Origin of the sequence: Agromyces sp. CCNWLW203 (assembly GCF_036576125.1) — a bacterium.
GTDB lineage: Bacteria > Actinomycetota > Actinomycetes > Actinomycetales > Microbacteriaceae > Agromyces.
This window is the reverse complement of sequence record NZ_JAZHYX010000003.1, coordinates 400,594-427,185: the sequence shown is the minus strand read 5'-3', so window position 1 is coordinate 427,185 and position 26,592 is coordinate 400,594. Positions and strand designations below refer to the sequence as shown.

At 70.7% G+C, this 26,592-nt stretch carries 23 protein-coding genes; 18 read left to right on the top strand and 5 right to left on the bottom strand.

Features of this window, described 5'->3' with window-relative positions:
• Positions 1-152: 152 nt before the first annotated feature.
• Positions 153-3,671, top strand: a complete 3,519-nt coding sequence (gene smc, locus VPH61_RS10175) for a chromosome segregation protein SMC (RefSeq protein WP_332063377.1) — start codon at positions 153-155, stop codon at positions 3,669-3,671.
• Between the two features lie 45 nt (positions 3,672-3,716).
• Here smc and VPH61_RS10170 read toward each other — a convergent pair whose 3' ends face one another.
• Positions 3,717-5,381 carry an alpha-amylase family protein gene (locus VPH61_RS10170; protein ID WP_332063376.1) on the bottom strand — a complete coding sequence of 555 codons (1,665 nt, stop codon included), beginning with the start codon at positions 5,379-5,381 and terminating at the stop codon, positions 3,717-3,719.
• The gene (locus VPH61_RS10165; protein ID WP_332063375.1) at positions 5,378-6,343 is read right to left on the bottom strand and encodes a TIGR03885 family FMN-dependent LLM class oxidoreductase; all 966 of its coding nucleotides are present in this window, start codon (positions 6,341-6,343) and stop codon (positions 5,378-5,380) included. The genes VPH61_RS10170 and VPH61_RS10165 overlap by 4 nt, the downstream gene beginning before the upstream one ends.
• Before the next feature lie 122 nt (positions 6,344-6,465).
• On the opposite strand from VPH61_RS10165, the gene ftsY reads away from it, so the two are divergent.
• From ftsY to VPH61_RS10145, 4 genes are all read left to right on the top strand, one after another.
• A complete protein-coding gene (gene ftsY / locus VPH61_RS10160) occupies positions 6,466-7,341 on the top strand; it encodes a signal recognition particle-docking protein FtsY (RefSeq protein WP_332063374.1) in 876 nt (291 codons plus the stop codon).
• A 13-nt stretch (positions 7,342-7,354) separates the two neighbouring features.
• Positions 7,355-7,837 carry a DUF2004 domain-containing protein gene (locus VPH61_RS10155; protein WP_332063373.1) on the top strand — a complete coding sequence of 161 codons (483 nt, stop codon included), beginning with the start codon at positions 7,355-7,357 and terminating at the stop codon, positions 7,835-7,837.
• Positions 7,838-7,908: 71 nt separating this feature from the next.
• A complete protein-coding gene (gene ffh, locus VPH61_RS10150) occupies positions 7,909-9,486 on the top strand; it encodes a signal recognition particle protein (RefSeq protein WP_332063372.1) in 1,578 nt (525 codons plus the stop codon).
• A gap of 126 nt (positions 9,487-9,612) precedes the next feature.
• Positions 9,613-10,056: a hypothetical protein gene (locus tag VPH61_RS10145; protein ID WP_332063371.1), complete on the top strand. Its 444-nt coding sequence runs from the start codon at positions 9,613-9,615 to the stop codon at positions 10,054-10,056.
• Between the two features lie 66 nt (positions 10,057-10,122).
• Here VPH61_RS10145 and VPH61_RS10140 read toward each other — a convergent pair whose 3' ends face one another.
• The gene (locus VPH61_RS10140; RefSeq protein WP_332063370.1) at positions 10,123-10,926 is read right to left on the bottom strand and encodes a spermidine synthase; all 804 of its coding nucleotides are present in this window, start codon (positions 10,924-10,926) and stop codon (positions 10,123-10,125) included.
• A gap of 91 nt (positions 10,927-11,017) precedes the next feature.
• Between VPH61_RS10140 and VPH61_RS10135 the strand changes: the two genes are divergently transcribed.
• Positions 11,018-12,451: a GH1 family beta-glucosidase gene (locus tag VPH61_RS10135; RefSeq protein WP_332063369.1), complete on the top strand. Its 1,434-nt coding sequence runs from the start codon at positions 11,018-11,020 to the stop codon at positions 12,449-12,451.
• Between the two features lie 6 nt (positions 12,452-12,457).
• Here VPH61_RS10135 and VPH61_RS10130 read toward each other — a convergent pair whose 3' ends face one another.
• Positions 12,458-13,627: a glutamate--cysteine ligase gene (locus VPH61_RS10130; protein WP_332063368.1), complete on the bottom strand. Its 1,170-nt coding sequence runs from the start codon at positions 13,625-13,627 to the stop codon at positions 12,458-12,460.
• 121 nt (positions 13,628-13,748) lie between these two features.
• Here VPH61_RS10130 and VPH61_RS10125 point away from each other — a divergent pair, with 121 nt between their 5' ends.
• From VPH61_RS10125 to VPH61_RS10070, 12 genes are all read left to right on the top strand, one after another.
• On the top strand, positions 13,749-14,432 hold the full coding sequence (locus VPH61_RS10125) for a GntR family transcriptional regulator (protein ID WP_332063367.1): 684 nt from the start codon (positions 13,749-13,751) through the stop codon (positions 14,430-14,432).
• A 109-nt stretch (positions 14,433-14,541) separates the two neighbouring features.
• Positions 14,542-15,723, top strand: a complete 1,182-nt coding sequence (locus tag VPH61_RS10120; protein ID WP_332063366.1) for a branched-chain amino acid ABC transporter substrate-binding protein — start codon at positions 14,542-14,544, stop codon at positions 15,721-15,723.
• A gap of 55 nt (positions 15,724-15,778) precedes the next feature.
• Positions 15,779-16,669 (top strand): branched-chain amino acid ABC transporter permease, encoded by an 891-nt coding sequence (locus tag VPH61_RS10115; RefSeq protein WP_056009660.1) that lies wholly within the window; start codon positions 15,779-15,781, stop codon positions 16,667-16,669.
• A gap of 1 nt (position 16,670) precedes the next feature.
• Positions 16,671-17,846 carry a branched-chain amino acid ABC transporter permease gene (locus VPH61_RS10110; protein ID WP_332063365.1) on the top strand — a complete coding sequence of 392 codons (1,176 nt, stop codon included), beginning with the start codon at positions 16,671-16,673 and terminating at the stop codon, positions 17,844-17,846.
• Positions 17,843-18,688 (top strand): ABC transporter ATP-binding protein, encoded by an 846-nt coding sequence (locus tag VPH61_RS10105; protein WP_332063364.1) that lies wholly within the window; start codon positions 17,843-17,845, stop codon positions 18,686-18,688. The genes VPH61_RS10110 and VPH61_RS10105 overlap by 4 nt, the downstream gene beginning before the upstream one ends.
• Positions 18,685-19,395 (top strand): ABC transporter ATP-binding protein, encoded by a 711-nt coding sequence (locus VPH61_RS10100; RefSeq protein WP_332063363.1) that lies wholly within the window; start codon positions 18,685-18,687, stop codon positions 19,393-19,395. Before VPH61_RS10105 ends, VPH61_RS10100 begins: the two co-directional genes overlap by 4 nt.
• Positions 19,396-19,416: 21 nt before the next feature.
• A complete protein-coding gene (locus tag VPH61_RS10095; protein ID WP_332063362.1) occupies positions 19,417-20,592 on the top strand; it encodes an NAD(P)/FAD-dependent oxidoreductase in 1,176 nt (391 codons plus the stop codon).
• On the top strand, positions 20,589-20,831 hold the full coding sequence (locus VPH61_RS10090; RefSeq protein ID WP_332063361.1) for a (2Fe-2S)-binding protein: 243 nt from the start codon (positions 20,589-20,591) through the stop codon (positions 20,829-20,831). Before VPH61_RS10095 ends, VPH61_RS10090 begins: the two co-directional genes overlap by 4 nt.
• The gene (locus tag VPH61_RS10085) at positions 20,828-22,294 is read left to right on the top strand and encodes an FAD-dependent oxidoreductase (RefSeq protein WP_332063360.1); all 1,467 of its coding nucleotides are present in this window, start codon (positions 20,828-20,830) and stop codon (positions 22,292-22,294) included. The genes VPH61_RS10090 and VPH61_RS10085 overlap by 4 nt, the downstream gene beginning before the upstream one ends.
• Positions 22,295-22,346: 52 nt before the next feature.
• Complete coding sequence (locus tag VPH61_RS10080) at positions 22,347-23,276, top strand: dihydrodipicolinate synthase family protein (protein ID WP_332063359.1); 930 nt, start codon at positions 22,347-22,349, stop codon at positions 23,274-23,276.
• Positions 23,276-24,277, top strand: a complete 1,002-nt coding sequence (locus VPH61_RS10075) for a proline racemase family protein (protein ID WP_332063358.1) — start codon at positions 23,276-23,278, stop codon at positions 24,275-24,277. The genes VPH61_RS10080 and VPH61_RS10075 overlap by 1 nt, the downstream gene beginning before the upstream one ends.
• Before the next feature lie 37 nt (positions 24,278-24,314).
• The gene (locus VPH61_RS10070) at positions 24,315-25,826 is read left to right on the top strand and encodes an aldehyde dehydrogenase (NADP(+)) (protein ID WP_332063357.1); all 1,512 of its coding nucleotides are present in this window, start codon (positions 24,315-24,317) and stop codon (positions 25,824-25,826) included.
• Positions 25,827-25,936: 110 nt separating this feature from the next.
• Here VPH61_RS10070 and VPH61_RS10065 read toward each other — a convergent pair whose 3' ends face one another.
• Positions 25,937-26,506, bottom strand: a complete 570-nt coding sequence (locus tag VPH61_RS10065) for a putative immunity protein (RefSeq protein ID WP_332063356.1) — start codon at positions 26,504-26,506, stop codon at positions 25,937-25,939.
• Positions 26,507-26,592: the final 86 nt, after the last annotated feature.

Genomic DNA, 26,592 nt, shown 5'->3' with positions numbered 1-26,592 from the left:
CCCGCATCGGAGCGGGCAGCCGATCAGACTATCGCTGCCGCACGATTGCGGACAAGGGCGGATCGGACGCGCTTCGGCGCGCATGCGCGCCGCGGGCCCGAACCTCGGATACCGTAGAGCCCAGCGTTCTCGCGACCAGGAGAGGGTGGGACGTGTACCTGAAGAGCCTGACGCTCAAGGGCTTCAAGTCCTTCGCACAGCCGACGACGTTCGCATTCGAACCGGGCGTCACCTGCATCGTCGGTCCCAACGGCTCCGGCAAGTCCAACGTCGTCGACGCCCTCGCCTGGGTGATGGGCGAGCAGGGCGCCAAGACCCTCCGCGGCGGCAAGATGGAGGACGTCATCTTCGCGGGCACCTCGACCCGTGGTCCACTCGGCCGTGCCGAGGTGAGCCTCACGATCGACAACAGCGACGGTGCGCTGCCGATCGAGTACACCGAGGTGACGATCTCGCGCACCCTCTTCCGCAACGGCGCGAGCGAGTACGCGATCAACGGCGACAACTGCCGCCTGCTCGACGTGCAGGAGCTGCTGAGCGACTCCGGCCTCGGCCGGGAGATGCACGTCATCGTGGGGCAGGGCCAGCTCGACCAGGTGCTGCGCGCGACGCCCGAAGATCGTCGCGGCTTCATCGAGGAGGCGGCCGGAATTCTGAAGCACCGTCGGCGCAAAGAGAAGACGCTCCGCAAGCTCGACGCCATGCAGGCGAACCTCACCCGCCTCTCCGACCTCGCGGGCGAGATCCGGCGGCAGCTGAAGCCGCTCGGCCGCCAGGCCGAGGTCGCCCGTGAGGCGGCGACGATCGCCGCTGTCATGCGCGACGCCAAGGCGCGACTGCTCGCCGACGAGGTCGTCGGCCTTCGCCGTGCCCTCGACGAGCACGGCAAGAGCGAGCACGAGCGGCACGCCGAGCGCCTCGTGCTGCAGGATCAGCTGGAGCAGCATCAGGCGAAGGTGACCCGCCTCGAGCAGGCGCAGGTCGGCGATGCCGTCGACCGGGCGCGATCGACGACCTTCGCACTCGAGCAGGCGCAGGGGAGCCTGCGCTCGCTCGACTCGCTCGCCCGGCAGCGCATCGCCCTGCTCGGCAGTGCGGCCGAGCAGACCGAGGTCTCGCCGAGCGTGACCCGCGCGATGATCGACGAGGCCGTGACGGAGCTCACCGGCATCCGCGACAGCGTCGGCACCGCGGCATCCGCGCTCGACGACGCGCACGAGGCGACCATGCGCCGGCGTGCCGAGCTCGACACGGTCGACGAGGGCATCGCGCGCCAGAGCGCGCTCGTCTCGGCCTACGACCTCGAACTCTCGAAGCTCACAGGGCAGGCCGACTCCGCGGCATCGAAGCTCGCCGCCGTACGGGGCGAGGTGCTGCGCCACGAGAACGCCCTCGAGGCCTCGGCCGAGCGCCGCGCCTCGGCGGCCACCGCGCTCGCCGCAGCCGAGGCCGAGGCCGACAACGGCGAGACCGCCGAGACCGACCTCGACGAGGCGTACGAGCTCGCTCAGGGGGCGGTCTTCGAAGCCGAGGCCGAGATCGAGCGCATCCGTGAAGAACTGCACGGCCGCGAACGCGAGCACGGCGCCCTCGGCGCCCGCACCCAGGCCCTCTCCCTCGCCCTCGATCAGAAAGACGGTTCCGCGGCGCTCGCCAAGGCCGGCGTCACCGGGGTACGCGGCCTTCTCGCCGAGGCGCTGCAGGTCGAACCCGGCTACGAGCCGGCGATCGCCGCCGCCCTCGGCTCGCTGAGCGATGCCGTGCTCGTCGACGACCGGGCCGCCGCCTACCGCGCGCTCGAGCACGCCGAACGGGGCGAGCTCGGCCGAGTCGCGCTGGCGCTCGCCGACGCGGGCGCGGCATCGGCACCTGCGGCTCCGGTCGCGGGGCTGACCGCGGCATCCGACGTCGTCACCGCCCCTGCGGGCGTGCTCGGCCTCCTCGCCGAAGTGCTCATCGCCGACGACCTCGCCGCCGCTCGCGCCGCTGAGGCGGAACTCGCGAAGCGCGAGGCTCCCGCCACCGTCATCACGAAGGACGGCACGGTCGTCGGCCGCTACGTGCTGCGCGGCGGCTCGGGTCGCAAGCAGAGCCGCATCGAGCTCATCGCCGAACGCGATCGCGCCGCGGCCCGCCTCGAAGAGGTGCGCGCCGAGATCGAGCGGGCCCGCTTCGAGCTCACCGAGCAGCGCCAGATCGTCGAGCAGTCGAAGGAGCAGTCGAAGCGTGCGCTCGCCGCCCTGCGCGAGTTCGACGCGCAGCTCGCCCAGCGCACCGAGCGGCTGAACCGTGCACGCGTGCAGGCCGAGGCGGCCGACGCCGACTCCGAGCGCCTGCGTCAAGCCGCCGCGCTCGCCGAGGAGCGCGTCGCCGAGGCCGAGCAGCTTGCGACGGCGGCCAGGGCCGCGCTCGAGACGGCACGTGCCGAACCTCGACCCGTGCTCGAGACCGCCGCCCGCGACGGCGCGCTCGCCGCGCTCGAGGCCGCCCGTGAAGCGGAGGTCGAGGCGAAGCTGCGACTCGAGACCGCGAAGGAGCGCGTGCGCGCCGAAGAGGCCCGCATCCGCGCGATGGAGGCGCAGTTCGAGGCCGAGCGACAGGCCGCAGCGGATGCCGCCCGCCGCGCCGTGATCCGACGCGCCCAGCTCGACGCGGCCACGAGGGTCGCCGAGGTGCTGCCCGAGGCGCTCGCGTCGGTCGATGCCTCCGTCGCCGAGGCCCGAGTGGCGCTCGGCCGCGCCGAGGCGGAACGCGCGAGCCGCAATGAGGAGCTGCAAGCGGTGCGCCGCGAAGAGGCTGCCGTGCGCGAGCGACTGCAGTCGGTCACCGAAGACGTGCACGGCCTCGAGCTGCGCATCTACGAGAAGAAGCTGCACGTCGGCGGTCTCGTCGAACGGGCCGAGTCGGAGCTCGGGCTCACCGAAGACGTGCTCGTCGACGAGTACGGGCCCGAGCAGCTCATCCCTGCTGAAGACGAGGAGGGCGAACCCCGGCCCTTCCGCCGCGAGGATCAGCAGCGCCGGCTCGCCCAGGCCGAGCGCAAGTTCGCACAGCTCGGCCGGGTCAACCCGCTCGCGCTCGAGGAGTTCGCGGCGCTCGAGCAGCGCCACCTCTTCCTCACCGAGCAGCTCACCGACCTCGCGAACACGCGCAAGGACCTGCTGACGATCATCGAGGAGATCGACGGCAAGATGGAGTCGATCTTCCGCAGCGCCTTCGACGACACGCAGGCGGCATTCGCCGAGGTCTTCCCCGTGCTCTTCCCGGGCGGCGTCGGCAGCATCGCCCTCACCGACCCCGAGAACATGCTCACGACCGGCATCGAGGTCAGCGTGAAGCCCGCGGGCAAGAAGATCGAGCGGCTCTCGCTGCTCTCGGGCGGTGAGCGCTCGCTCGCCGCGGTCGCCCTGCTCATCGCGATCTTCAAGGCCCGCCCGAGCCCCTTCTACATCATGGACGAGGTCGAGGCAGCGCTCGACGACGCGAACCTCGGTCGCCTGCTGACGACCATGGAGTCCCTGCGCGAGGACTCCCAGCTCATCGTCATCACGCACCAGAAGCGCACCATGGAGATCGCCGACGCCCTCTACGGCGTCTCGATGCGGCAAGACGGGGTCTCGGCGGTCGTCGGGCAGCGCGTGCGCGAGGAGCGCGAGGCGAAGGCCAGCTGAGCCAGCGCCGGGTTTCCGAGCCGAGCGGATGCCGCGGCATCCGCTTCAGGTGAGGCGACGGTCTTCGGAGTCGACGATGCGGAACCAGCGGTAGCCGTACGCTCCGATCTCGATCTCGGTGCGGCCGTCGGCGTCGATCGGCACGACCGGCACGTCGAAGAGGTCGGAGAGCCGAGCCTCGTCGGCGACCTCGCCGAGCGAGAGTCGCACGGTCGCCGGCGTCGGAGCGAAGTTGTGCAGCGCGATGAAGCTGCCGAAGTCGGCCACCATGCGGTGCGCGAGCACCGCCGGCTCGTCGTGCTGCAGCAGCTCGAACGCGCCCCAGCCGATCTCGGGCGAGCTGCGGTAGCGGTGGGCGAAGCTGCGGATCGTGGAGAGCAGGGAATCCGGATCGTGCATCTGCGCCTCGACGTTGACATGCTCGGGCGCGTAGCCGTCGGTCGGGGGCTTGGCGACGAGGCGGCGCTTCGATGCGCGTGAAAAGCCGCCGTTCGCCTCATCCGACCACTGCATCGGCGTGCGCACCGTCATGCGCCCGCCGCGCTCGCGGTTCTCGCCCATGCCGATCTCCTCGCCGTAGAAGAGCACGGGGGTGCCCGGCAGCGAGAACATGAGGCTGTAGACCATGCGCACACGGCGCGGGTCGCCGTCGACCATCGGTGGCAACCGGCGTGCGATGCCGCGCCCGTAGACCCGCATCCACTCCTCGGGCGCGAGGGCGTCGAAGACCTCCTGGCGCTCCTCCTCGCTCAGCTGGTCGAGGGTGAGCTCGTCGTGGTTGCGCACGAAGTTCGCCCATTGCGCCTCGATGCGCAGCTCGGGCCGCGAGGCGAGCATCTCGGCGAGCGGGCTGGCGTCCTCCCGCACGAGCGAGAGGTACATGCGCTGCATCGCGGCGAAGTCGAACTGCATGGTGAGCTCGGAGGGCCGGTCGGGGTGGCCGAAGAACTCCAGCTGCTGCTCGTACGGGAGGTTCACCTCGCCGAGCAGGATCGCCTCGCTCGAGCGGCGCTGCAGGAACCGTCGCAGGTCGCGGAGGAACTCGTGCGGGTCGCCGACGTCGACGCCGTCGGGCGGCGTGATGAGGAACGGCACCGCGTCGACCCTGAACCCCGAGACGCCGAGCTCGAGCCAGAATCCGAGGGTCTTCGCGATCTCGTCGCGAACCTCGGGGTTCGCGACGTTCAGGTCGGGCTGATGCCGGTAGAACGAGTGCAGGTAGTACTGCCCGGATCGTTCGTCGAGCTCCCACGCGCTCGTCTCCTCGCCCGGGAAGACCAGCTGCTGCTGCTTCCTCGGCGGCCGGTCGCGCCAGACGTAGAAGTCGCGGAACTCGGAGTCGCGGCTGCGCCGGGCCGACCGGAACCACGGGTGCCGATCGGAGGTGTGGTTCATGACGAAGTCGATGATCACCCGCATGCCGCGATCGCGGGCCATGCGGATGAACTCGACGAAGTCGCCGAGTGTGCCGAGCCGCGGATCGATCGCCTGGAAGTCGGTGATGTCGTAGCCGTCGTCGAGGTTGGGAGTGGGCTGGAAGGGCATGAGCCACAGGCAGCTGACGCCGAGTTCGGCGAGGTGGTCGAGGCGGTGGGCGAGACCCTCGAAGTCACCGGAGCCGTCGTCGTTCCAGTCCATGTAGGTCTCGACGTCGAGGCAGTAGACGACCGCGGTCTTCCACCAGAGGTCGCCGCGCGCGGTGATCTTCATGCGGCGCTCCGCAGCTCGGGCAGCACGTGCTCGCCGAAGGCGTCGATGAACGCGTCCTGTTCCCGGCCGACGTGGTGCAGGAAGATCCGGTCGAATCCCAGGTCGACCAGGTCGCGGAGACGCTCGAGGTGTCGCCCGGTGTCGGCCGAGATCTGCACCGAGCGAGCCACGTCGTCGGCCGTGGCATCCGCGGTCCGTTCGTCGAATGACTCGGGGGAGTCGAGGTCCCAGGCGAGCGGTGGTGGCACCGTGCCGCTGCGCCACTGGTCGAGGGCGATCGCCCGCGCCTCGTCGTCGTCGGCCGCCCAGCTGAGGTGCACCTGCACGGCGAGCGGCCCGCGCCCGCCGGCATCCCGATACGCGTCGATGACGGCGCGCAGGGTCGCGCGCGGCTGATCGACCGTGATGAGTCCGTCGGCCCAAGCTGCACCCGAAGTCGCGGTCTCGGCGCTCACGGCTGCGGCGATCAGCGGGGGCGGCACCGCGGGCAGGCTCCAGATCCGTGCCCGATCGACGACGATGTCGCCGCGGATGCTGACCTCCTCGCCGGCGAGCAGCCGGCGCATGGCGTCGACCGATTCGAGCAGGCGCCCATCGCGAGCCTCCTTCGGCGGCCACGGGTCGCCCGTGATGTGCTCGTTGACGGCCTCGCCGCTGCCGAGGGCCGCCCAGAACCGGCCGGGGTACATCGACTCGAGCGTGGCGATCGCCTGCGCGCTCACGGCCGGGTGGTAACGCTGGACCGGAGCCGTGACGACGCCGAACGGCAGCCGGGTGGCCTGCAGGGCCGCACCGAGCCAGCTCCAGGCGAAGCCCGACTCGCCCTGCCGAACGCTCCACGGCGCGAAGTGGTCGCTGCACATCGCGGCGTCGAAGCCGGCCTCCTCGGCGCGCTGCACGTCGCGCAGCAGCACCTGCGGGGGGATCTGCTCGTGCGAGGCGTGGAATCCCACGGTCGTCATCCGCACTCCTTCCGTCTTCTCCGAGCTGTCGTTTCCGAGACTCGGCGCTCGGCAGCGCGCCGGCAACCCCTTGCGGGCCCCGACTGGATCGGTGTAGTCGACTCGCGCTCTAGGCTGGAGGCATGGCAGAACGCGCATCCTGGTCGCTCGGCGCGGCCCTCCGCGGGGTCTTCGGCGCGAAGACGATCGACGAGGACACGTGGGACGACCTCGAGTCCGCACTCATCAGGGCCGACTTCGGCCCCTCGGTCACCGAGGAGATCGTCGCGCAGATCCGCGCGCAGGTCGAGCGGTTCAAGACCACAGACCCGAAAGACGTGCAGCGGATGCTCCGCGAGATCGTCGAGGAGCGGCTCTCGAAGTACGACCCCACGCTGAAGCTCACCGAACGCCCGGCCGTCGTGCTGGTCGTCGGCGTCAACGGCGTCGGCAAGACGACGACGATCGGCAAGTTCGCACGGTTCCTCCGCACCTTCGACCGTTCGGTCGTGGTCGGTGCCGCCGACACGTTCCGCGCTGCCGCGGTCGACCAGCTCGCGACTTGGGCCGAACGCGCCGGTGTCGGCATCGTCCGCCCCGAGCGCGAGGGTCAAGATCCTGCGTCCGTCGCCTTCCAGACGGTCGAGCAGGCCAAGCGCGACGGCACCGAGATCGTGATCATCGACACCGCGGGCCGCCTGCACACCAAGGGCGGGCTCATGGACGAGCTCGGCAAGATCAAGCGCGTCGTCGAGAAGCAGGCGCCGATCAGCGAGGTGCTGCTCGTGCTCGACGCGACGACGGGGCAGAACGGCCTCGCGCAGGCCGAGGCGTTCATCGAACACGGCGGGGTCACCGGCCTCGTGCTCACGAAGCTCGACGGCAGCGCCAAGGGCGGCTTCGTGCTCGCGGTGCAGGAGAAGACGGGCCTGCCCATCAAGCTCATCGGACAGGGCGAGGGCATCGGCGACCTCACCGGATTCACGCCCCACGTCTTCGCGCAGAAGCTCGTCGGCTGAGAAGGAGAACGACATGGCGATCGAGCACGACTACTTCGGCCTCATCGGCGACTACTGGGCCGAGCGCAAGGAATACGGCGATCAAGACGTCGAGGTCGTGCTCGACGCCGACACCGACGACGTCTCGACCGCGTCGCTCGACGCGGCGGCGACGATGGTCGGCGAGCTCGAGCTCATCGACGACGAGTTGCGCGGCGTCTTCGTCGGCCAGCTCGACTCGGGCGGCAGCCCCGTCTCGCTGTTCCTCCGCTCCGTGCTGAACGGCGAAGAAGCGGATGCCGCGGGCGACGCGATCACGCGCGACTCGGGCGACCGCGACATCGACGCCCTGCGCTCGCTGAGCCTCGTGCGCGTCGACCTGAGGCCCGACGCCGACGGCGACGGCGAGACCTTCGCCGAGTTCGAGTTCGGCCTCGCGCCCGAAGACATCGACTCGCGCCTCGTCGCGTCGATCGACATCAACCGCGACCTGGTCGACCTCCGCTTCGACGCCTGAGCCCGGTCGCCGCCTGCGTTCCGGGCAAGGCGCGGAGGCGGCATCCGCTGTCGCTTAGAATCGAAGGCACCATGGCTACCTTCGGAAACCTGTCTGACCGCCTCGCCGAGACCTTCAAGAATCTCCGCACCAAGGGCAAGCTCTCCGCGTCCGACGTCGACGGCACGGTTCGCGAGATCCGTCGCGCGCTGCTCGACGCCGACGTCTCGCTCGACGTCGTCAAGGAGTTCACGGCGCACGTGCGCGAGCGCGCGCTCGGCGACGAGGTCAACAAGGCGCTGAATCCGGCGCAGCAGGTCGTGCAGATCGTCAACGAGGAGCTCATCCGCATCCTCGGCGGCGAGCAGCGGCGCCTGCAGTTCGCGAAGAACCCGCCGACGGTCATCATGCTCGCGGGCCTCCAGGGCGCCGGTAAGACCACCCTCGCGGGCAAGCTCGCGAAGTGGCTCGCGAAAGAGGGGCACACGCCCCTCCTCGTCGCGGCCGACCTCCAGCGCCCGAACGCCGTGAACCAGCTTCAGGTCGTGGGCGGCCAGGCCGGCGTGCCGGTCTTCGCCCCCGAGCCCGGCAACGGCGCAGGCGACCCCGTGAAGGTCGCGAAGGACGCCGTGAAGCACGCCGAGCGCGCGCTGCACGATGTCGTCATCATCGACACCGCGGGCCGCCTCGGTGTCGACGCCGAGCTCATGAAGCAGGCGTCGAACATCCGCAAGGCCACGAACCCCGACGAGGTGCTCTTCGTCATCGACGCGATGATCGGTCAAGACGCCGTCAACACCGCGAAGGCCTTCCAGGAGGGCGTCGACTTCACCGGTGTCGTGCTCACCAAGCTCGACGGCGACGCGCGCGGCGGCGCCGCGCTCAGCGTGGCATCCGTCACCGGTCGCCCCATCATCTTCGCGTCGACCGGTGAGAACCTCGACGACTTCGAGCCCTTCCACCCCGACCGCATGGCGAGCCGCATCCTCGACCTCGGTGACATCCTCACCCTGATCGAGCAGGCGCAGTCGGCGTTCGACGAAGAAGAGGCGATGAAGGTCGCCGAGAAGTTCGCGACCGACACGTTCACGCTGAACGACTTCCTCGGCCAGATGCAGCAACTGCGCGGTGCCGGCTCGATCAAGAAGATGCTCGGCATGCTGCCGGGCGCGGGTGGCATGAAGCAGCAGCTCGAGAACTTCGACGAGCGCGAGATCGTGCGCACCGAGGCGATCATCCAGTCGATGACCCCCGCCGAGCGCGAGAACACCAAGCTCCTGAACGGCTCGCGGCGCCTGCGCATCGCGAAGGGCTCGGGCATGACCGTCACCGACGTGAACCAGCTCGTCGCGCGGTTCGAGCAGGCCGCGAAGATGATGAAGACCGTCGCGCGCGGCGGCGTGCCGCAGATCCCCGGCATGGGGCCCCTGCCCGGCGGCGGCAGCCACGGCGGCGGCAAGCGCCAGGCAGCGAAGGGCAAGAAGAAGTCGGGCTCGCGCTCGGGCAACCCCGCGAAGCGGGCGACCGAGAACGCGGCGATCGCCTCTGGCGTGACGCCGGGCGCGGAGAGCGCACCGACCGGTTCGGGCTTCGGCCTGGGCGGCGGCGGCGCGAAGGCCGCGCCGAGCGAGGAAGAGCTCGCGGCGCTGCAGAAGATGCTGCGCCGGTAGCTCCGGCTCTTGGTCCAGGAGAAGCGCTACCCCGAGCGCCAGCGCTGCAGGAAGTGCGCGCAGAAGCTCGGCGGCCCCGGAGTTCCGGTCTACCAAGGTCTGTACTGCACGCCTCGGTGCGCGGGCATGGCAGAGCTGGTGCTCGACGCTGCGAGCGCGCCGCGCGAGTGCAAGACCGAGCGGGGCGGTCGATGGGAGTTCAAGCGCAGGTATCGGAGCGAGACCGAGATTCCGGGCAAGCTCCGCGAGGACCCGTCGACGAGCTGGTACACCTGCCAGCACTGCGGCCACCTCCACATCGGCCACAGCCGCATCGACCTCGCGACCGAGACGCATCGCGTCCTCGGTGACCGCGCGGCGCTGGCGGACTTCCTCGTCAAGAGCCGCGGCGCTGCGACGCACAAGCAGATCGCCGAGGTCGCGAAGATCCGTCCGATCCGGCTCAAGGAGCTCGAGGATCCGACCTCCGACAAGGTCGACCTGAACGCGTTCTTCGCAGTGCTCGCGGTCTACCGGATCAAGCTCGCAGCAGTGCTTCGCGAGGACCGGTCGACGCGATCGTCCCGCTGAGCGGCGAAGGCCGGGCCGGCGTGACGTGGATCGTCGAGCCGGTGCGCTCCGGTGCGTCGCGCGTACCTACTGGTGGTCGTGGCGCACAGTTCCGGCGAGCTCCTCGAGGGCCGGTCCGTCGACGACGGTCGCTCCGGTCGCGACCGAAAGCGGGTCGGTCGAGAGCCACTGCGCGATCGATTCCGGGTCGAGCGGATGCCGCGACGCCACGATGATCGTGTTGCCGGGCGCTACTCGCCGGAGCACGGCCTCCGAGCCGATCACGAGCGCACGAGGCAGCAGGTCGAGCACCGCAGCGAGGGTGTCGCTCGTCACCTGGGGTTCGGCGCCGTTCAGGCAGTTGACGATCAGCACGCCGCCTGGCGAGAGGAGCGTGACGAGTTCGGTGAAGAACTCGATGGTCGTGACGTGGCGCGGCACGAGGCCGCCCGAGAAGACGTCGACGAGCACGAGGTCCCACTGGTCGTCACCGTCGCCGGCGAGTCGTTGCACTTCGTCGCGGGCGTCGCCGATCGCGAGCTCGATCGTCGCGTCCGCCGGCAGCGGCACGTACCGCGTGACGTACGCGAGCAGGTCGGGGTGCAGTTCGACGACGCGCTGGCGGCTCGTCGGGTGCACGGCGTGCACATAGCGGGGAAGGGTGAGCGCGCCCGCACCCAGGTGCAGTACCGAGGGCGACTCGCCGGGAAGCGTGGCGAGCACGGCGGCGATGCGGCGCACGTACGGGAGCTGCAGGTCGCGCGGATCGTCGGGGTTGACGTGCGACTGGGTGACGTCGTCGATGACGAGGGAGTAGCCGCCGTTGGTTCCCCGCTCGGGCTGGAGCTCCGCTCGGAATGCGGCGGTCTCGAGGATCGGCGGAGTCTCCATTCCTCGACCCTAGGCGATGACGGAGGGCCGGATCCCGCCCGCGATACAGTGAGAGCGCAGCATCCCACCCGCGAGGACTGGAGCACTGACGATGGCGACCGACACGCCCGACTACCGCGACACGGGGCTCGAATTCGGTGAGGACTTCCTCTTCGGTTCCGCGACGGCGTCGTACCAGATCGAGGGTGCTGTGAACGAAGACGGAAGAGGGCCGTCGATCTGGGACACGTTCAGTCACACGCCCGGCAAGGTCTGGAACGGCGACACGGGCGATACGGCGTGCGATCACTACCACCGGCTCGATGAAGACCTCGACCTCATGCAGCGCCTCGGTCTCGAGGCCTACCGGTTCTCGATCGCGTGGCCGCGCATCCAGCCGACCGGCCGGGGAGAGGCCAACGCGGCGGGCCTCGCGTTCTACGAACGCCTCGTCGACGGGCTCATCGCCCGCGGCATCCGCCCGATCGCGACGCTGTACCACTGGGACCTGCCGCAGGCGCTCGAAGACGAGGGCGGCTGGGTGAGCCGCGACACCGCGTACGCCTTCGCCGATTACGCCCGCCTCGTCGGCGAACGGCTCGGCGACCGCGTCGCCGTGTGGACGACGCTCAACGAGCCGTGGTGCAGCGCGTACCTCGGCTACGGCTCGGGGGCGCACGCTCCGGGGCTCATGGACGGCGCGAAGGCGCTCGCCGCGGTGCACCACCTGAACCTCGCCCACGGCCTCGCGATCGAGGCGCTGCGCGGCGTCGTGACGAACGACCCCGGCTACTCGATCACCCTGAACCTCCACGTGATCCGGCCGTCGGGAGACGGCGGCGCCGAGGCCGCCCGCCGCATCGACGGCCTCGCGAACCGCGTGTTCCTCGGGCCGCTCCTCGGCGACGGCTACCCGGCCGACGTCATCGCCGACACGGCGTCGGTCACCGACTGGTCGTTCGTCGAGTCCGGCGACACCGAGATCATCGCCCAGCCGCTCGACCTGCTCGGCGTGAACTACTACTCCACGGTGACGGTCGACCTGTGGGACGGCGTCTCGCCGCGCGCGAACGCCGACGGACACAAGGACATGGGCGGCACGCCGTGGCCGGGATCTGAGCACGTCGAGTTTCTCGCGCAGCCGGGGCCGTACACCGACATGGGCTGGAACATCGACCCGTCGGGCCTCGAAGACCTGCTCGTCTCGCTCAGCGAACGCTACCCCGAACTACCGCTCATGGTCACCGAGAACGGCGCCGCGTTCGCCGACGTCGTCGTCGACGGCCCCGAGGGGCCAGCCGTTCACGATGTCGATCGCATCGACTACCTTCAGCGGCACTTCACGGCGGCGCATCGCGCCATGGCGCGCGGCGTCGACCTGCGCGGCTACCAGGTCTGGTCGTTCATGGACAACTTCGAGTGGGGCTACGGCTACTCGAAGCGCTTCGGCATCGTGCGCGTCGACTACGACACCTTCGAGCGGCTGCCGAAAGACAGCGCGCTCTGGTACGCCGAGCTGATCCGCACGCGTCGCCTGCCGGGGTGACCTGAGTCAACCGGCGACGGATGCCGCGGGCGGCCCGCTCTCGATGCCGTCGCGCAGCTCGCGGGCGAGGTGGGCGACCACCGCCGTGAGGTCGCCGCCCGCGGCGTCTGCGACGCGCAACTGCCGGGCGTAGCTCGCTCCGGAGTCGAGCATCGCGCGCACCTGCTGCAACTCGACGCCGCAGCCGAGGCGATCGGCGATCGGCGCCAAGGTGGTCAGGAGCTCCCGCAGGTCGTCGGCGACCGGGCGCTCGGTGCCCGCGACATCCGTGATCACCAATGCCTCGAGGCCGTAGCGCGCCGCCCGCCACTTGTTCTCGCGCACGTACCAGGGCTGCAGCACGGCGAGGGTGCCGCCTTCGTCGAGCCGGGTGCTCATCCACTCCACGAGGCACTGCACGAGGGCGCCGATCGCGGCGATCTCGGCGGCGGTGGAGAGCCCGTCGCAGACCCTCACCTCGACCGTGCCCCACTTCGGCGACGGGCGGATGTCCCACCGCACCTCGCTGTGATCCTCGATGACACCCGTGCGCACGAGATCGCCGACGTAGCGTTCGTAGGCCGGCCAGTCGGCGAGCGGATAGGGGAGTCCGGCGGTCGGCAGCTGCTGGAACATGAGCGCGCGGTTCGAGGCGTAGCCCGTGTCGACGCCCGCCCAGAACGGGCTCGAGGCCGAGAGCGCCTGCAGGTGCGGGAGGTAGGCGAGGAGGCCGTCGAGGATCGGCAGCGCCTTGTCGCGGTCCTCGATGCCGACGTGCACGTGCACGCCCCAGATCATCATGTTGCGACCCCACCAGCGGGTGCGCTCGATGAGCTTGTGGTACCTCGGCTTGTCGGTGAGGTGCTGGTCGTACCACTGGCTGAACGGGTGGGATCCGGCGCAGATCAGGTCGTACTCGCCGATCTCGTCGATGACGGCGCGCACCTCGGCGAGCTGGTGCTCGAGGTCGGCGACCGCGCCGCCGACCGTCTCGTGCACGTCGCTGACGAGTTCGACGGTGTTGGTCAGCAGTTCCGAGGTGATGAACGGATGATGCTCGCCCTCGCTGCCCGCATCGAGCGCGTCGAGCACCTGGCCGGCGACGGACGCGAGTTCACCGGTGCCGCGATCGACGATCGCGATCTCCCACTCGAGCCCCACCGTGGAACGCGCAGATCGTGCGAACTCGATCGCCATGCGGCACCCCCGTTCCGCGCCTGCGGGCGCACGGACATCATGACATGAGGGGCCGGATGCAGCGTGGCGCGCGGGTCACGGAGCGCCATCTCACGATGTGCGCGCGACTACGCTGTGGTGCATGACGTACCAGGGAGCCCGCATGAGTGACTCGTCGCCGCTGGCGCAGGTCGTGAGCCTGCGAGAGCAGGTGGAGCGCGCGATGTCCTCGCGCATCGTGGCGGGCGAGTACGAGCCCGGCGCGGTGCTCACGGTTCCCACGATGGCCGCCGAGTTCGGCGTCAGCGCCACACCGGTGCGCGAGGCCATGCTGAACCTCGCCCGGCGCGGATTCCTGGCCCCGATGCGCAATCGCGGGTTCCGGGTGACCGAGGTGTCGCTCGATGAACTCCGGCAGCTGCGCGAGGTGCGACTGCTGCTCGAGGTGCCGCCCATGCGCCAGCTCGCGGGGCAGGTCTCGGCGGAGGCGGCGGGGCGGCTCCGCGAACTCGCCGCCGAGATCGTGCGCGCCGGTGACGAGGGCCGGTTCCAGGACTACCTCGAGGCCGACACGGCCTTCCACCTGACGCTGCTCGGGCTGACCGGCAACCAGTTCCTGGTGTCGCTCGTCGGCGAGCTGCGCCAGCAGACGCGGCTGACCGGCCTCGTCGAGCTCGCCGAGCAGGGCGCCCTGACCGAGTCCGCGCTCGAGCACGCCGAGCTCGTGCAGCTCCTGCTCGACGGCGAGGCCGACGCGGCGACCGCGCTGATGCGTCGCCACATCGGGCACGTGGGCGGCATCTGGAGCGGCGAGCACGAGGACTGATCGGCGTTCGGCGATTCGTGCCGAGCCGACTTGCGCGCAGCGTCGCCGCAAGTAATATGTCACATATCGCCGCTCGGCGATTGAGGCACGGTACTCGAAGGAGAGTCACATGCAGTTCGGATCTCGGCGCCGCAAGCGCCTGCTCCACATCGCCGCCGCAGCCGGCGTGCTCGCACTGACCGCGGGCTGCTCGGGCGGCCTCGCCGGCGGAGGGTCGGAGGCGGCCACCGACGGCCCCATCAAGATCGGCATGCTCGCCCCCTTCTCGGGCAGCGAGTCGGCGTTCGGCGAGTACATGCAGAACGGCGCCCAGCTCGCCGTCAACGAGATCAACGCCGACGGCGGCGTGCTCGGCCGTGACCTCGAACTGCTCGTCGAAGACGACGCGTGCGACGCGACGACCGCGGTCTCGGGCGCCAACAAGCTCGTCACCGACGGCATCGTCGCCTCGGTCGGCGGCTACTGCTCGGGTGCGACGCTCCCGACGCTGCCGATCTTCGACGAGGCCGGCATCCCGATGGTGATCCCGGCGGCGAACTCGAACGAGCTCGTCGACCAGGGCCTGCCCGGCGTCTTCCTCATCAACGGCACCGGCGACCAGCAGGCCGAGGCTGCCGTGACCTACGCGACGCAGATCGGCGCGACGAACGTCGCGGTCGTCGACGACGCGACGAGCTACTCGGCCGACCTCGCCGGTGCGTTCACCGAGCAGGCCACCGCCGCCGGGCTCGACGTCGTCATGAGCGAGACCATCACCCCCGGTGAGAACGACTACTCCGCCGTCGCCACGGCGCTCGCAGCCCAGCAGCCCGCGCTCGTCTACTGGACCGGCTACTACCAGGAGGGCGGACTCATCGCCCGCCAGTCGCAGGACGCCGGATTCGAGGGCGTGTTCCTCGTCGCCGACGGATCGGTCGACGCCAAGTTCGCCGAGATCGCGGGCGAGGGCTACATCGACAACGTCGTGGGCACCTTCACGCAGACGCCCGACATGATCGAGGGCGCCGACCAGTGGATCGCCGACTACGAGGAGCTCGCCGGCGGCGCGCCCGGGCCCTACTCGACCCAGGCGTACGACGCGGTCCGCGTCATGGCGCAGGCCATCGAAGACGCCGGCGACACCGAGTTCGACAACGTGGTGGCCGGCCTCGAGGGGCTCTCGGACTTCGACACCTTCGCAGGACCGCTCACGTTCACCGACACCCGCACCCTGTCGGGCGGCGGCTTCGTGATCGTCTCCATCGACCCAGCGACCGGCGCGTTCGTCCTCGAGGACGACCTGCAGGGTTGACGCAGCGGGGCGGGGCCGAGGCCCCGCCCCGACTCGTCGGAAGGACTCCTCTGCAATGATGCAGCTCATCTGGAACGGTCTCATCGTCGGATCGTTCTACGCCCTCGTCGCGCTCGGCTACAGCATGGTCTACGGGATCATCAAGCTCCTGAACTTCGCGCACGGCGACATCTACATGCTCGGCGCGTTCGTCGGCTTCTTCACGCTCTCGGCGTTCGGCATCTCGAACGAGACCTCGATCCCGCTGCTGCTCGTGGTGCTCCTGCTCTCGATGGTCACCACCGGCCTCATCGGCGTCGGCATCGAGCGCATCGCCTACCGGCCGCTCCGCCGGAGCCCGCGGCTCGCGGTGCTGATCACGGCGATCGGCGTCTCGTTCACCCTGGAATACGGCGTGCGCCAGATCTTCGGCCCGAACCCCGAGGCGTTCCCCATCCGCCTGGAGTCGAGCGGGTTCGACGTGCTCGGCATGCGCGTCACCGCCTCGCAGATCGTGCTCGTCGTCATCGCCGCCGTGCTCATGCTCGTGCTCGCCCACATCGTGGAGCGCACACGGCAGGGCCGGGCGATGCGGGCCATCGCCCTCGACCCGACGGGTGCGCAGCTCATGGGCGTCAATGTCGACCGCGTCATCGCGATGGTGTTCTTCATCGGGTCGGCGCTCGCGGGGGCCGCCGGCGTCATGGCCGGCGCCTACTACGGGTCCATCGACTTCCTCATGGGCTTCATCATCGGCCTGAAGGCCTTCACCGCCGCTGTCATCGGCGGCATCGGCAACCTGTACGGCGCCATGCTCGGCGGGGTGCTGCTCGGCATGCTCGAGTCGTTCGGCTCGGCATGGTTCGGCGGCGAATGGCGGGATGTGTTCGCCTTCGGGTTCCTCATCCTCTTCCTGACGCTGAAACCCACGGGCCTGCTCGGCGCCCGCGTCGTGGAGAGGATGTGACATGGCGCGCGATCTGGATCACGCCCTGAAGCACGTGCCGTTGCGTGCCCCCGCACCGCTCTACGAGCGGCCGCAGCCGCCCAAGGGCGTCTTCACCTCCCAGCGCGGCTTCATGCGTGCGCTCGGCCTGGTGGCGGTGCTGCTGGTCGCGGTGCTGCCGTTCATGGACGCCTCCCGCTACACGATGTCGATCGCGACGAGCGCCCTCATCTACGTGATGCTCTGCATGGGCCTGAACGTCGTCGTCGGCTACGCGGGCCTCCTCGACCTCGGCTACATCGCCTTCTTCGCCGTCGGCGCCTACGTCTCGGGCATCTTCACGACCGTGCTCGGCTGGCCGATGTGGGCCGCGCTCATCGCGACGATCGTCGCGTGCATCACGGCGGGCATCATCATCGGGGCGCCGACGCTGCGCCTGCGCAGCGACTACCTCGCGATCGTGACCCTCGGGTTCGGCGAGATCATCCGCATCACCGCCAACAACCTGAAGATCACGGGCGGCCCGTCGGGCATCCACGGCATCCCGACCTGGAGCTTCGGCCCGTGGAGCTTCGACGACGGGTTCAGCCTGCTCGGCATCGACTTCCCCGAGCGCGTGGTGTTCTACTACTTCGTCGCAGCCGTGGTGATCGTCGTCGGCGTGATCGGTGCGGGGCGCCTTGCGAAGGGGCGGCTCGGGCGTGCGTGGAAGGCCGTGCGCGACGACGAGGACGCCGCCGAGGCGATGGGCATCAACACCTACATCGCCAAGATCTCGGCGTACATCATCGGCGCCGTGTGGGCCGGCATGGCCGGTCAGCTGATGGCCACCCACCTCTCGGCGATCAGCCCGAACAGCTTCCAGTTCCTGTACTCGGCGCTCATCCTCATGGCCGTAGTGCTCGGCGGCATGGGCTCGACGCCGGGCGTCATCATCGGCGCGCTGTTCGTATCGCTCGCCCCCGAGCTGCTGCGCGACTTCGCCGAGTGGCGCTACCTCATCTTCGGCGTGCTGCTCGTCGTCGTCATGCTGTTCCGCCCCTCGGGGCTCTGGCCCGCAACGGCCGTGCTGCCGTGGCTTCGGCGCAACCGCCCGACGCCGCCGGCCTTCACCGAGGCGACCGCCGTGCCGGCGAGCGTCATGGAATCGGTCGACGGCACCCCGACGCCCGACCCGCACGAAGGAGATCGCGCATGAGCGCCCTGCTCGAGGTCAGCGACCTCCGGCTGCAGTTCGGCGGCGTGACCGCCGTCGACGGCCTCAGCTTCGAGGTTCGAGAGGGCGAGATCCTCGCCGTCATCGGCCCGAACGGTGCCGGCAAGACGAGTGCGTTCAACTGCATCTCGGGCTTCTACCTGCCGACCGCGGGGTCGGTAGTCTTCGACGGCAAGGCGATCGTGCGGTCGGTGCCCGCGATCTGGCGCCGGCTCGGGCTCGTGAACCTGCTGCAGAGCTTCGGCTTCTACCGGGTGCTCCCGTCACGGGTGACGAAGTGGGGGATGGCACGCACCTTCCAGAACCTCCGGTTGTTCCGCGAGCTCTCGGTGCTCGAGAACGTCACCACCGCGATGCACGCGAACCTTCGAGAGGGCTTCTGGGCGACGCTGCTGCACACGCCCGGCTACCGCCGAGCCGAGGCGGCGTGCGTCCGCGAGGCGCGGGGCTGGCTCGACTTCGTCGGCTTCGAGGATGACGAGGCGCTCTACGTCACGCAGTTGCCGTACGGCGAGCAGCGCCGGGTCGAGATCGCGAGGGCGCTCGCCACGAGCCCCAAGCTTCTGCTGCTCGACGAACCCGCCGCAGGGCTGAACTTCAACGAGAAGCAGACGCTCATGCGGCTCATCCGCAAGATCAGGGGCCTCGGCGTCGCCGTGGTGCTCATCGAACACGACATGGGGCTCGTCATGGAACTCGCGGAGCGCATCGTGGTGCTGAACTACGGCAAGGAGATCGCCGACGGCTCCCCGGAGGACGTGAAGCGCAACCCGGCCGTGATCGAGGCCTACCTCGGCGTCGACGAGAGCGAGGACGCATCATGACGATGCTCGAGGTGAAGGACGCCGACGTCGTCTACGGCCGGGTGCATGCGCTCCGCGAGCTGAGCTTCACCGTCGGTGACGGCGAGATCGTGTGCCTGCTCGGCAACAACGGGGCGGGCAAGTCGACGACGATGAACATGCTCTCGGGGCTCGTGCGCCCGCGATCGGGCTCGGTGACCTGGCAGGGGATGGACCTCACGACGGCGAAGCCCTGGGACATCGTCGCGGCGGGGCTCATCCACGTGCCCGAGGGTCGGCGGATCTTCTCGACCATGACGGTGCACGAGAACCTGCTGCTCGGCGGCTACACGGTGCGAGACCAGAAGGCGATCGCGTCGCGCCTCGACGAGGTCTACGCCATGATGCCGCGGCTCGCGGAGCGGCGGACGCAGCAGGGTGGCACCCTCTCGGGCGGTGAGCAGCAGATGGTCGCGATCGGCCGGGCCCTCATCGGCGGGCCCAAGCTGCTGCTGCTCGACGAGCCCTCGATGGGGCTCGCGCCGCTCATCGTGAAGCAGGTCATGGAGATCGTCGCCGCGGTGAACGCGGCGGGTACGACGGTGCTGCTCGTCGAGCAGAACGCCCGTGCGGCGCTGAAGATCGCGCACCGCGCGTACGTCGTCGAGACCGGCAGTGCGACGCTCGAGGGGCCGGCGGCGGATCTCGCGAAGGATCCGCGGGTCATCGAGGCGTACCTCGGTGGTTGACTTGCGGCGAGGAGGTGCATCGTGCGCGTCGCGGTGATCGGTTCGGGCATCGTGGGTGCCGCGTGCGCGCTGGCGCTCGTCGAGGGCGGCGCCGAGGTCGTCGTGATCGACCGGGTCGGCGTGGCCGGCGAGACATCCAGTCGCTGCGAAGGCAACCTGCTCGTCAGCGACAAGGCACCCGGTGCGGAGGCCGACCTCGCGGTCGCCTCGAATGCGATGTGGCGGGTGCTCGCCGCACGGCTCGACGCCGAGCGGCCCGCCGGCCAGCCGGCGACGGAGTTCGAGGCCAAGGGCGGCATCGTCGTCGCGTTCGGCGGTGGTGAGGCCGCGCTCGAGCGGTTCGCCGAGGTGCAGCGGGCCACGGGCATCCGCGCCGAGGCGATGGATGTCGCGTCGCTCGCCGCCGCCGAGCCCTACCTGTCGCGCGAGGTCGTGCATGCCGTGCACTATCCGGATGACGCGCAGATCCAGCCCTCGGCGGCCACGCAGGCCCTGCTCGACACGGCGATCCGCTCGGGCGCCCGGCTCGTGATCGGCGACGTGACCGGGCCGCTCGACCGATCGGGCCGAGCTGACCGGTCGGGCCGTCTCGCGGGCGTGATGACGACCGCCGGGCCGATCGAGGCCGACGCGGTCGTGAACTGCGCGGGGCCGTGGGCCGGCGAAGTCGCGGCACGGCTCGGTGCCCGTCTCGACATCCGGCCGCGACGCGGGGTGATCCTCGTCACGACGCCGATGCCGCAGCGCGTCTTCCACAAGGTGTACGACAGCGACTACGTCGGCGCCGTGGGTTCCGGCGACGCTGCCCTGCAGACCTCGACGGTCGTCGAATCGACCCCGGGCGGCACGGTGCTGATCGGTTCGAGTCGTGAGCGGGTCGGTTTCGACGACCGGCCCGGCGTCGCCCCGGCGGCGGCGATCGCGGCGAAGGCGGTGCGCCTGTTCCCGTTCCTCGAGGAGACGTTGCTGCTGCGGAGCTACTTCGGGTTCCGTCCGTACGCGCCCGACCATCTGCCCGTGATCGGCGCCGACCCCGAGATCGCGGGGCTCGTGCACGCGACCGGCCACGAGGGGGCGGGCATCGGACTCGCACCCGCCACCGCCCAGCTTGTCGCGCACGCCGTGCTCGGCGCACCCACCGCCCTCGACCCGGCCCCGTTCCTTCCGGGCCGGGCCGGCCTGCAGGAGACCGCATGATCCGCATCACCGTCGACGACGAGGCCATCGAGGGGCGTGCCGGCCAGACCATCGCCGGCGTACTCATCGGCGCCGGCCGCACCGCGTGGCGCACGGCGCAGACCGGCGAGCGCGGCGTGTTCTGCGGCATCGGCGTCTGCCACGACTGCCTCGTGACCGTCAACGACGTCGAAGGGGTGCGCGCCTGCCAGCGCGAGGCCGTCGACGGCGACCGCGTCGAGCGCGAGGTGCGCGCATGACGGGCGTGACCGTGGCGACGGGCGTCACTGACACGACCCGGGCGCGCGGCGCACGTCGCGTTGCGATCCTCGGCGGCGGCCCCGCCGGGCTCGCCGCGGCGCAGGCCGCGCTCGCCGCCGGAGCCGACGTCACGCTCCTCGACGAGGGCGGCCGGCTCGGCGGCCAGTACTGGCGGCATCACGAGCAGCTCACCGACCGACGACTCCAGCACGGCTGGGGGCGGTTCGAGCGGCTTCGGGGTGTACTCGATCGCGCCGAGGTGCACTCCGGTGCGAGCGTCTGGTCCGCCGAGGCATCCGATGGCCTCGTTCGCCTGAGGGCCGTCGTCGGCGCTGCGGATGCCGCGGGGCGCACCGCCCTCGACATCGAGGCCGATGCCGTGGTCGTCGCGACGGGAGCCCACGACCTCGCCCTGCCCATGCCCGGCTGGACGCTCCCGGGCGTCACGACCGCCGGCGCCGCCCAGGCGCTCGCGAAGCGCGACGGCGTCACGGTCGGCCGGCGCACGGTCGTGAGCGGCGCCGGCCCCTTCCTGCTGCCGGTCGCCCAATCGCTCGCCATCGCGGGCTCCGAGGTCGTCGGCGTGCACGAGGCATCCCGTCTCACCGGTCTCGCGGCGGGCTGGCTGCCGCGGCCCTGGCAGCTCGCGGGCAAGGCGGGCGAACTCGTCGAGTACGTCGGCGCTCTCGCCCGGCACCGCATCCCGTACCGGATCGGCAGCGGAGTGGTTCGCGTGCTCGGGGCCGACCGGGTCGAAGGCGTCGTCATCGCCGCGCTCGACGCGCAGTGGCGGCCGATTCCGGGCACCGAGCGCGAGGTCGCGTGCGACTCGGTAGCGCTCGGGCACGGGTTCACGCCGCGCCTCGAGGTGGCGGTCGCACTGGGAGCGGTGGTCGAGGGGGATCGCCGAGGCCGATTCGTCGCCGTCGACGAGGCGCAGCGCACGAGCGTCGACGGCGTCTTCGCGGCCGGCGAGGTCACGGGCATCGGCGGTGCCGACGCCGCGCTCGCCGAGGGCGCCGTGGCCGGCTTCATGGCCGCGGGCGGCTCACTCGACGACGACCGCATGCGCGGCCCGCTCGCCGTGCGGCGGCGCATGCGCGCCTTCGCGGTGCGACTCGAGCGCGCCCACGGAATCCAGCCGGGATGGACGTCATGGCTCTCCGACGACACGGTCGTGTGTCGATGCGAGAACGTCACGCGCGCGACGATCGCCGATCGGGCCGATGTGCCGATGCGCGCCATGAAGCTGGCCACGCGAGCCGGCCTCGGCGCATGCCAGGGGCGCACGTGCGGCCGCGCAGTAGAGGCGATCGTCGCAGACGCCGGCGGTGCACCCGAGGGGTTCGATCGACGCCCGGTGCTGGCGCCCGTGCGGCTCGGTGAGGTCGCAGCGCTCGCGCCCGACCTCCACGCCCTCCACACTGGATCGACGGTTGCCGCTGCAGGACCAGAGCAGTAATATGTCACATATTACCGATCCGCCAACAGCGGACCAGAGAACGGAAGATCAGATGACCAGCACCATGGACCTCGGCGGCGTCGTCGTCGCCACGACGCTCGCCTTCACCGAAGACGACTCGGCGCCTGCCGGGCTCGCGGTGGACTACGACAAGTTCGCCGAGCACGTCGACTTCCTCATGAGCAACGGATGCCGCGGCGTCGGCCCCAACGGCTCGCTCGGCGAGTACTCGTCGCTGACCGACGAGGAGCGGCGCAAGGTGATCCAGGTCGCCGTCGAGGCCGTCGACGGCCGCGGCATCGTCATCGCCGGTGCGCACGGGGTCGGTAGCCACCAGGCCCGCATGTGGGCCGAGTGGGCCCGTGAAGACGGCGCCGACGGCGTGCTGCTGCTGCCGCCCACGCTCTACCGCGCGAACGAGGGCGAGGTCATCGCGCACTACGAGGAGGTCGCCAAGGTCGGCCTGCCGATCATGGCCTACAACAACCCCTTCGACACGAAGGTCGACCTCGTGCCGTCGCTCGTCGCGAAGCTCGCCGAGATCCCAGAGGTCGTCGCGATCAAGGAATTCACGGGCGACGTGCGCCGGGTCTACGAGATCAAGGAGCTCTGCGACATCGACATCATCGCCGGTGCCGACGACGTGCTCTTCGAGCTCATGGTCAACGGCGCCGTCGGCTGGTTCGCCGGCTACCCGAACGCCTTCCCGAAGGAGGCGGTCGAGCTCTACAACCTCCTCGTCGAGGGCAAGTGGCACGAGGCTCGTGACCTCTACACGCAGCTCGTCGCCGTCTTCCGCTGGGACTCGCGCACCGAGTTCGTGCAGGCGATCAAGCTCTCGATGGACATCTGCGGCAACTCCTACGGCGGACCCACCCGTCCGCCCCGCGGCCCGCTGAGCGACGAGCAGCGCGCCCAGGTCACGGTCGACACCGAGCGGGCGCTCGCCGCGCTGGCGACCCGGTCGGCGGCGGTCGCCTGATGCGTGCGCGCCGGGTGCTGTCCGCCGTCGACTCGCACACCGAGGGCATGCCGACGCGCGTCGTCACCGGCGGCGTCGGCCGGATCCCCGGCGCCACCATGAACGATCGGCGCCGGTACGCCATGGAGCACCTCGACGGGCTGCGCGGCCTCCTCATGAACGAGCCGCGCGGCCACGCCTCGATGTCGGGTGCCCTCCTGCAGCCGCCCGCGCGCGACGACGCCGACTGGGGTGTCGTCTTCATCGAGGCGAGCGGGTTCCTGCCCATGTGCGGCCACGGCACGATCGGCGTCGCGACGGTGCTCGTCGAGACGGGCATGGTCGAGGTCGTCGAACCCGTGACCGAGATCCGCCTCGATGTGCCCGCCGGGCTCGTCATCGCCCGCGTCGCGGTCGAAGGCGGCCGCGCCGTGCACGTCACGATCGAGAACGTGCCGAGCTTCGTCGAGCGACTGGATGCCTCGATCGAGGTGCCCGGCTACGGCACCGTGCCCTACTCGGTCGCCTTCGGCGGCAACTTCTACGCGCTCGTCGAGCTCGACGACGTCGGACTGCCGTTCGATCGCGCCCGGAAAGACGACATCGTCGCCGCCGGGCTCGCGATCATGGAGGCGATCAACAGGGAGGCTCCGCCGCGGCATCCGGAGCTCGACGGTGCGAACCACGTGCATCACGTGGAGTTCATCGCGCCCGGCTCCGACGCCGTGCGCTCGCAGCACGCGATGGCGATCCATCCGGGGTGGTTCGACCGTTCGCCGTGCGGCACGGGCACCTCGGCCCGCATGGCCGAGTTGCACGCCCGCGGCGAGCTCGCGCTCGACACCGACTTCGTCAACGAGTCGTTCATCGGCACCGAGTTCACGGGGCGGCTGCTCCGTGAGACGACCGTCGGCGGTGTGCCCGCCGTCGTGCCCACCATCACGGGGCGCGCGTGGGTGACGGGGCTCGGCCAGTACTTCCTCGACGACGACGACCCGTTCCCCGAGGGCTTCGTCTTCTGACCACCGTGACCGACGCCAGCAGAGAGCGGACCGACCCATGACGACCCCCACCGAAACCCAATCCGGATCCGAACCCGACCTCGACCGCGTCGCGCAACGGGCCGCCGCCGTCGCCCGCGACTTCGCCGCGACCGAACCGCGCGCCCGGGCGACGGCCCTCGTCGCCGTCGCCGACGCCCTCGACCGCAACGCGGCAGAACTCATCGCGATCGCGATGCGCGAGACCGGGCTCGCGGCGCCCCGCCTCATCGGCGAGGTGCGGCGCACCTCGAACCAGCTCCGCCTCTTCGCCGAGGCGATCGTCGACGGCGCCTACCTCGACGCCCGCATCGACGCAGCCGACCCCGAGTACGTCATCGGCCCGCGGCCCGACGTGCGCCGCGTGCTCGAGCCAGTCGGGCCCGTGCTGAACTTCGCGGCGTCGAACTTCCCGTTCGCCTTCTCGGTCGCAGGCGGCGACTCGGCCGCGGCGCTCGCCGCCGGCTGCCCGGTCGTCGTCAAGGCGCATTCGGGGCACCTCGAGCTCTCCCGCCGCACCGCCGAGATCGTCATCGACGCACTCGCCGGCGCCGGCATGCCCGCCGGCGTCTTCCAGCTCATCGCGGGGCAGCAGAATGGCGTCGCCCTCCTGAAGGACGACCGCATCCGCGCCGGAGCGTTCACCGGGTCGACGCACGTCGGCCGCCTGCTCGCCGACATCGCGGCGTCCCGGCCACGGCCGATCCCGTTCTACGGCGAGCTCGGCAGCGTGAACCCCGTCTACGCGACGCCCGGTGCCGTCGCGACCGAGCCCGAGCTGCTCCAAGGATTCCTGGCCTCGGTCGCGGGCTCGGCCGGCCAGCTCTGCACGAAGCCGGGCTTCCTCTTCGTGCCCGAGGGTGCCGAACTCGGCGCGATCACCGAGGGTGCGGCAACGGTCGGCGAGCACCGGCTGCTGAACCCCGGCATCGGCCGGGCGTTCGAGGAGCGCCGCAGCGCCGTCCTCGGCGCCGAAGGCGTCACGGTGCTCGCCGAGGGCGAGGTGCGCGTCGACGACGACGGCCAGCGGTTCGCGACGCCGACGGTCGTCGAGGTGTCGGTCGAGCAGCTGCGGGCACAGCCCGATGCGCTCCTCGAAGAGTCCTTCGGCCCGCTGTCGGTCATCGTGCGGTACTCGGATGCCGCCGCACTTCCCGAGCTCCATCGCGAGCTGTTCCCCGGCAACCTGACCTCCACGGTGCACGCCACCGATGCCGAGGCGGTGCAGCTCGGCGAACTCGTCGAGGCACTTGCCGAGACGAGCGGCCGCGTGCTCTTCGGGGGCTGGCCCACGGGCGTCTCGGTGACCGCCGCGATGCAGCACGGCGGCCCCTTCCCGGCCACGACCACCGATGCCACGAGCGTCGGCACGGCGGCGATCTCGCGGTTCCTCCGCGGCGTCGCCTACCAGAACGCACCTGAGGCCCTGCTGCCGCCTGCGCTGCGCGACGACAACCCCTGGGGTGTCCCGCAGCGTCGCAGCGCGGCAGGCCGGTCGAAGGGCTGGGGGAGCCTCACGGGCGAGTTCTGAGCGAGCGGATGTCGCGTGGCCGGTGACGCGCCGGCCACGCGGCATCCGTCAGCGCCCGCGTCGCGCGTGCAGAAGTTCGGAACGGAGAGCGGAAACGCCGCCCTGCGCCATCAGCGCGGCGCGGCGCCCTTTCGTTCCGAACTTGTGTGCGCGAGCAGCGCGGCCTGGATCTCGCTGATGACCGATCCGAGCGTTCCTGACGCGAGGAGCCCTGGGCCGAGGGGGCCGGCGGCGTCCTCGCCGACCGGCGGCAACTTCCGAAGCGCCGTCCGCGTTCGTTCGTCCATCTGCGCGAGCTGCCAGGCGACTTCGTCGTGGACGGCGCCGGGGCGCTCAGGAGCGGCGAGGCCGGCGGCCTTCGCGGCGTAGGCGGCGGCGCCGAGCGCGTGCGCACCCATGTGGGCGACGCCGGCAGCCTGTGCGGCGGCCTTGGCGGCGGCCACGGCCGCGGGGGATTCCACTGCCTTCGCAGCACGCCCGGCGACGAATCGTCGACGGATCTCTCCTGCGGCGTCGAGTTCACCGCGAGCGAAGGCACGGGTTCGCGCGATTGCGTCCCGTGGCCGGTCATCCGTCGGGGCCTCGGACTCGAAGACGGCCAGCACTCGCTCGGCGCAGTCCGCCGCCCACATTGCGACGAGACGGCGGTCGGTTTCACTCAGCGACTGCGGAGAAGGCACACCATCAGCCTCGCACGCAGGTCTGGAACTCTCCAGGCGCCTCGCATCGCGTGCACAACTTCGGATCTCTGGGCCGACACGCCGGC

Bases quoted from the DNA above. Each gene is read 5' to 3' on its own strand.
- VPH61_RS10170 (WP_332063376.1), bottom strand. From the start codon at position 5,381: ATGAAGATCACCGCGCGCGGCGACCTCTGGTGGAAGACCGCGGTCGTC.
- VPH61_RS10165 (WP_332063375.1), bottom strand. From the start codon at position 6,343: ATGACGACCGTGGGATTCCACGCCTCGCACGAGCAGATCCCCCCGCAG.
- ftsY (WP_332063374.1), top strand. From the start codon at position 6,466: ATGGCAGAACGCGCATCCTGGTCGCTCGGCGCGGCCCTCCGCGGGGTC.
- VPH61_RS10155 (WP_332063373.1), top strand. From the start codon at position 7,355: ATGGCGATCGAGCACGACTACTTCGGCCTCATCGGCGACTACTGGGCC.
- ffh (WP_332063372.1), top strand. From the start codon at position 7,909: ATGGCTACCTTCGGAAACCTGTCTGACCGCCTCGCCGAGACCTTCAAG.
- VPH61_RS10145 (WP_332063371.1), top strand. From the start codon at position 9,613: ATGGCAGAGCTGGTGCTCGACGCTGCGAGCGCGCCGCGCGAGTGCAAG.
- VPH61_RS10140 (WP_332063370.1), bottom strand. From the start codon at position 10,926: ATGGAGACTCCGCCGATCCTCGAGACCGCCGCATTCCGAGCGGAGCTC.
- VPH61_RS10135 (WP_332063369.1), top strand. From the start codon at position 11,018: ATGGCGACCGACACGCCCGACTACCGCGACACGGGGCTCGAATTCGGT.
- VPH61_RS10130 (WP_332063368.1), bottom strand. From the start codon at position 13,627: ATGGCGATCGAGTTCGCACGATCTGCGCGTTCCACGGTGGGGCTCGAG.
- VPH61_RS10125 (WP_332063367.1), top strand. From the start codon at position 13,749: ATGACGTACCAGGGAGCCCGCATGAGTGACTCGTCGCCGCTGGCGCAG.
- VPH61_RS10120 (WP_332063366.1), top strand. From the start codon at position 14,542: ATGCAGTTCGGATCTCGGCGCCGCAAGCGCCTGCTCCACATCGCCGCC.
- VPH61_RS10115 (WP_056009660.1), top strand. From the start codon at position 15,779: ATGATGCAGCTCATCTGGAACGGTCTCATCGTCGGATCGTTCTACGCC.
- VPH61_RS10110 (WP_332063365.1), top strand. From the start codon at position 16,671: ATGGCGCGCGATCTGGATCACGCCCTGAAGCACGTGCCGTTGCGTGCC.
- VPH61_RS10105 (WP_332063364.1), top strand. From the start codon at position 17,843: ATGAGCGCCCTGCTCGAGGTCAGCGACCTCCGGCTGCAGTTCGGCGGC.
- VPH61_RS10100 (WP_332063363.1), top strand. From the start codon at position 18,685: ATGACGATGCTCGAGGTGAAGGACGCCGACGTCGTCTACGGCCGGGTG.
- VPH61_RS10090 (WP_332063361.1), top strand. From the start codon at position 20,589: ATGATCCGCATCACCGTCGACGACGAGGCCATCGAGGGGCGTGCCGGC.
- VPH61_RS10085 (WP_332063360.1), top strand. From the start codon at position 20,828: ATGACGGGCGTGACCGTGGCGACGGGCGTCACTGACACGACCCGGGCG.
- VPH61_RS10080 (WP_332063359.1), top strand. From the start codon at position 22,347: ATGACCAGCACCATGGACCTCGGCGGCGTCGTCGTCGCCACGACGCTC.
- VPH61_RS10075 (WP_332063358.1), top strand. From the start codon at position 23,276: ATGCGTGCGCGCCGGGTGCTGTCCGCCGTCGACTCGCACACCGAGGGC.
- VPH61_RS10070 (WP_332063357.1), top strand. From the start codon at position 24,315: ATGACGACCCCCACCGAAACCCAATCCGGATCCGAACCCGACCTCGAC.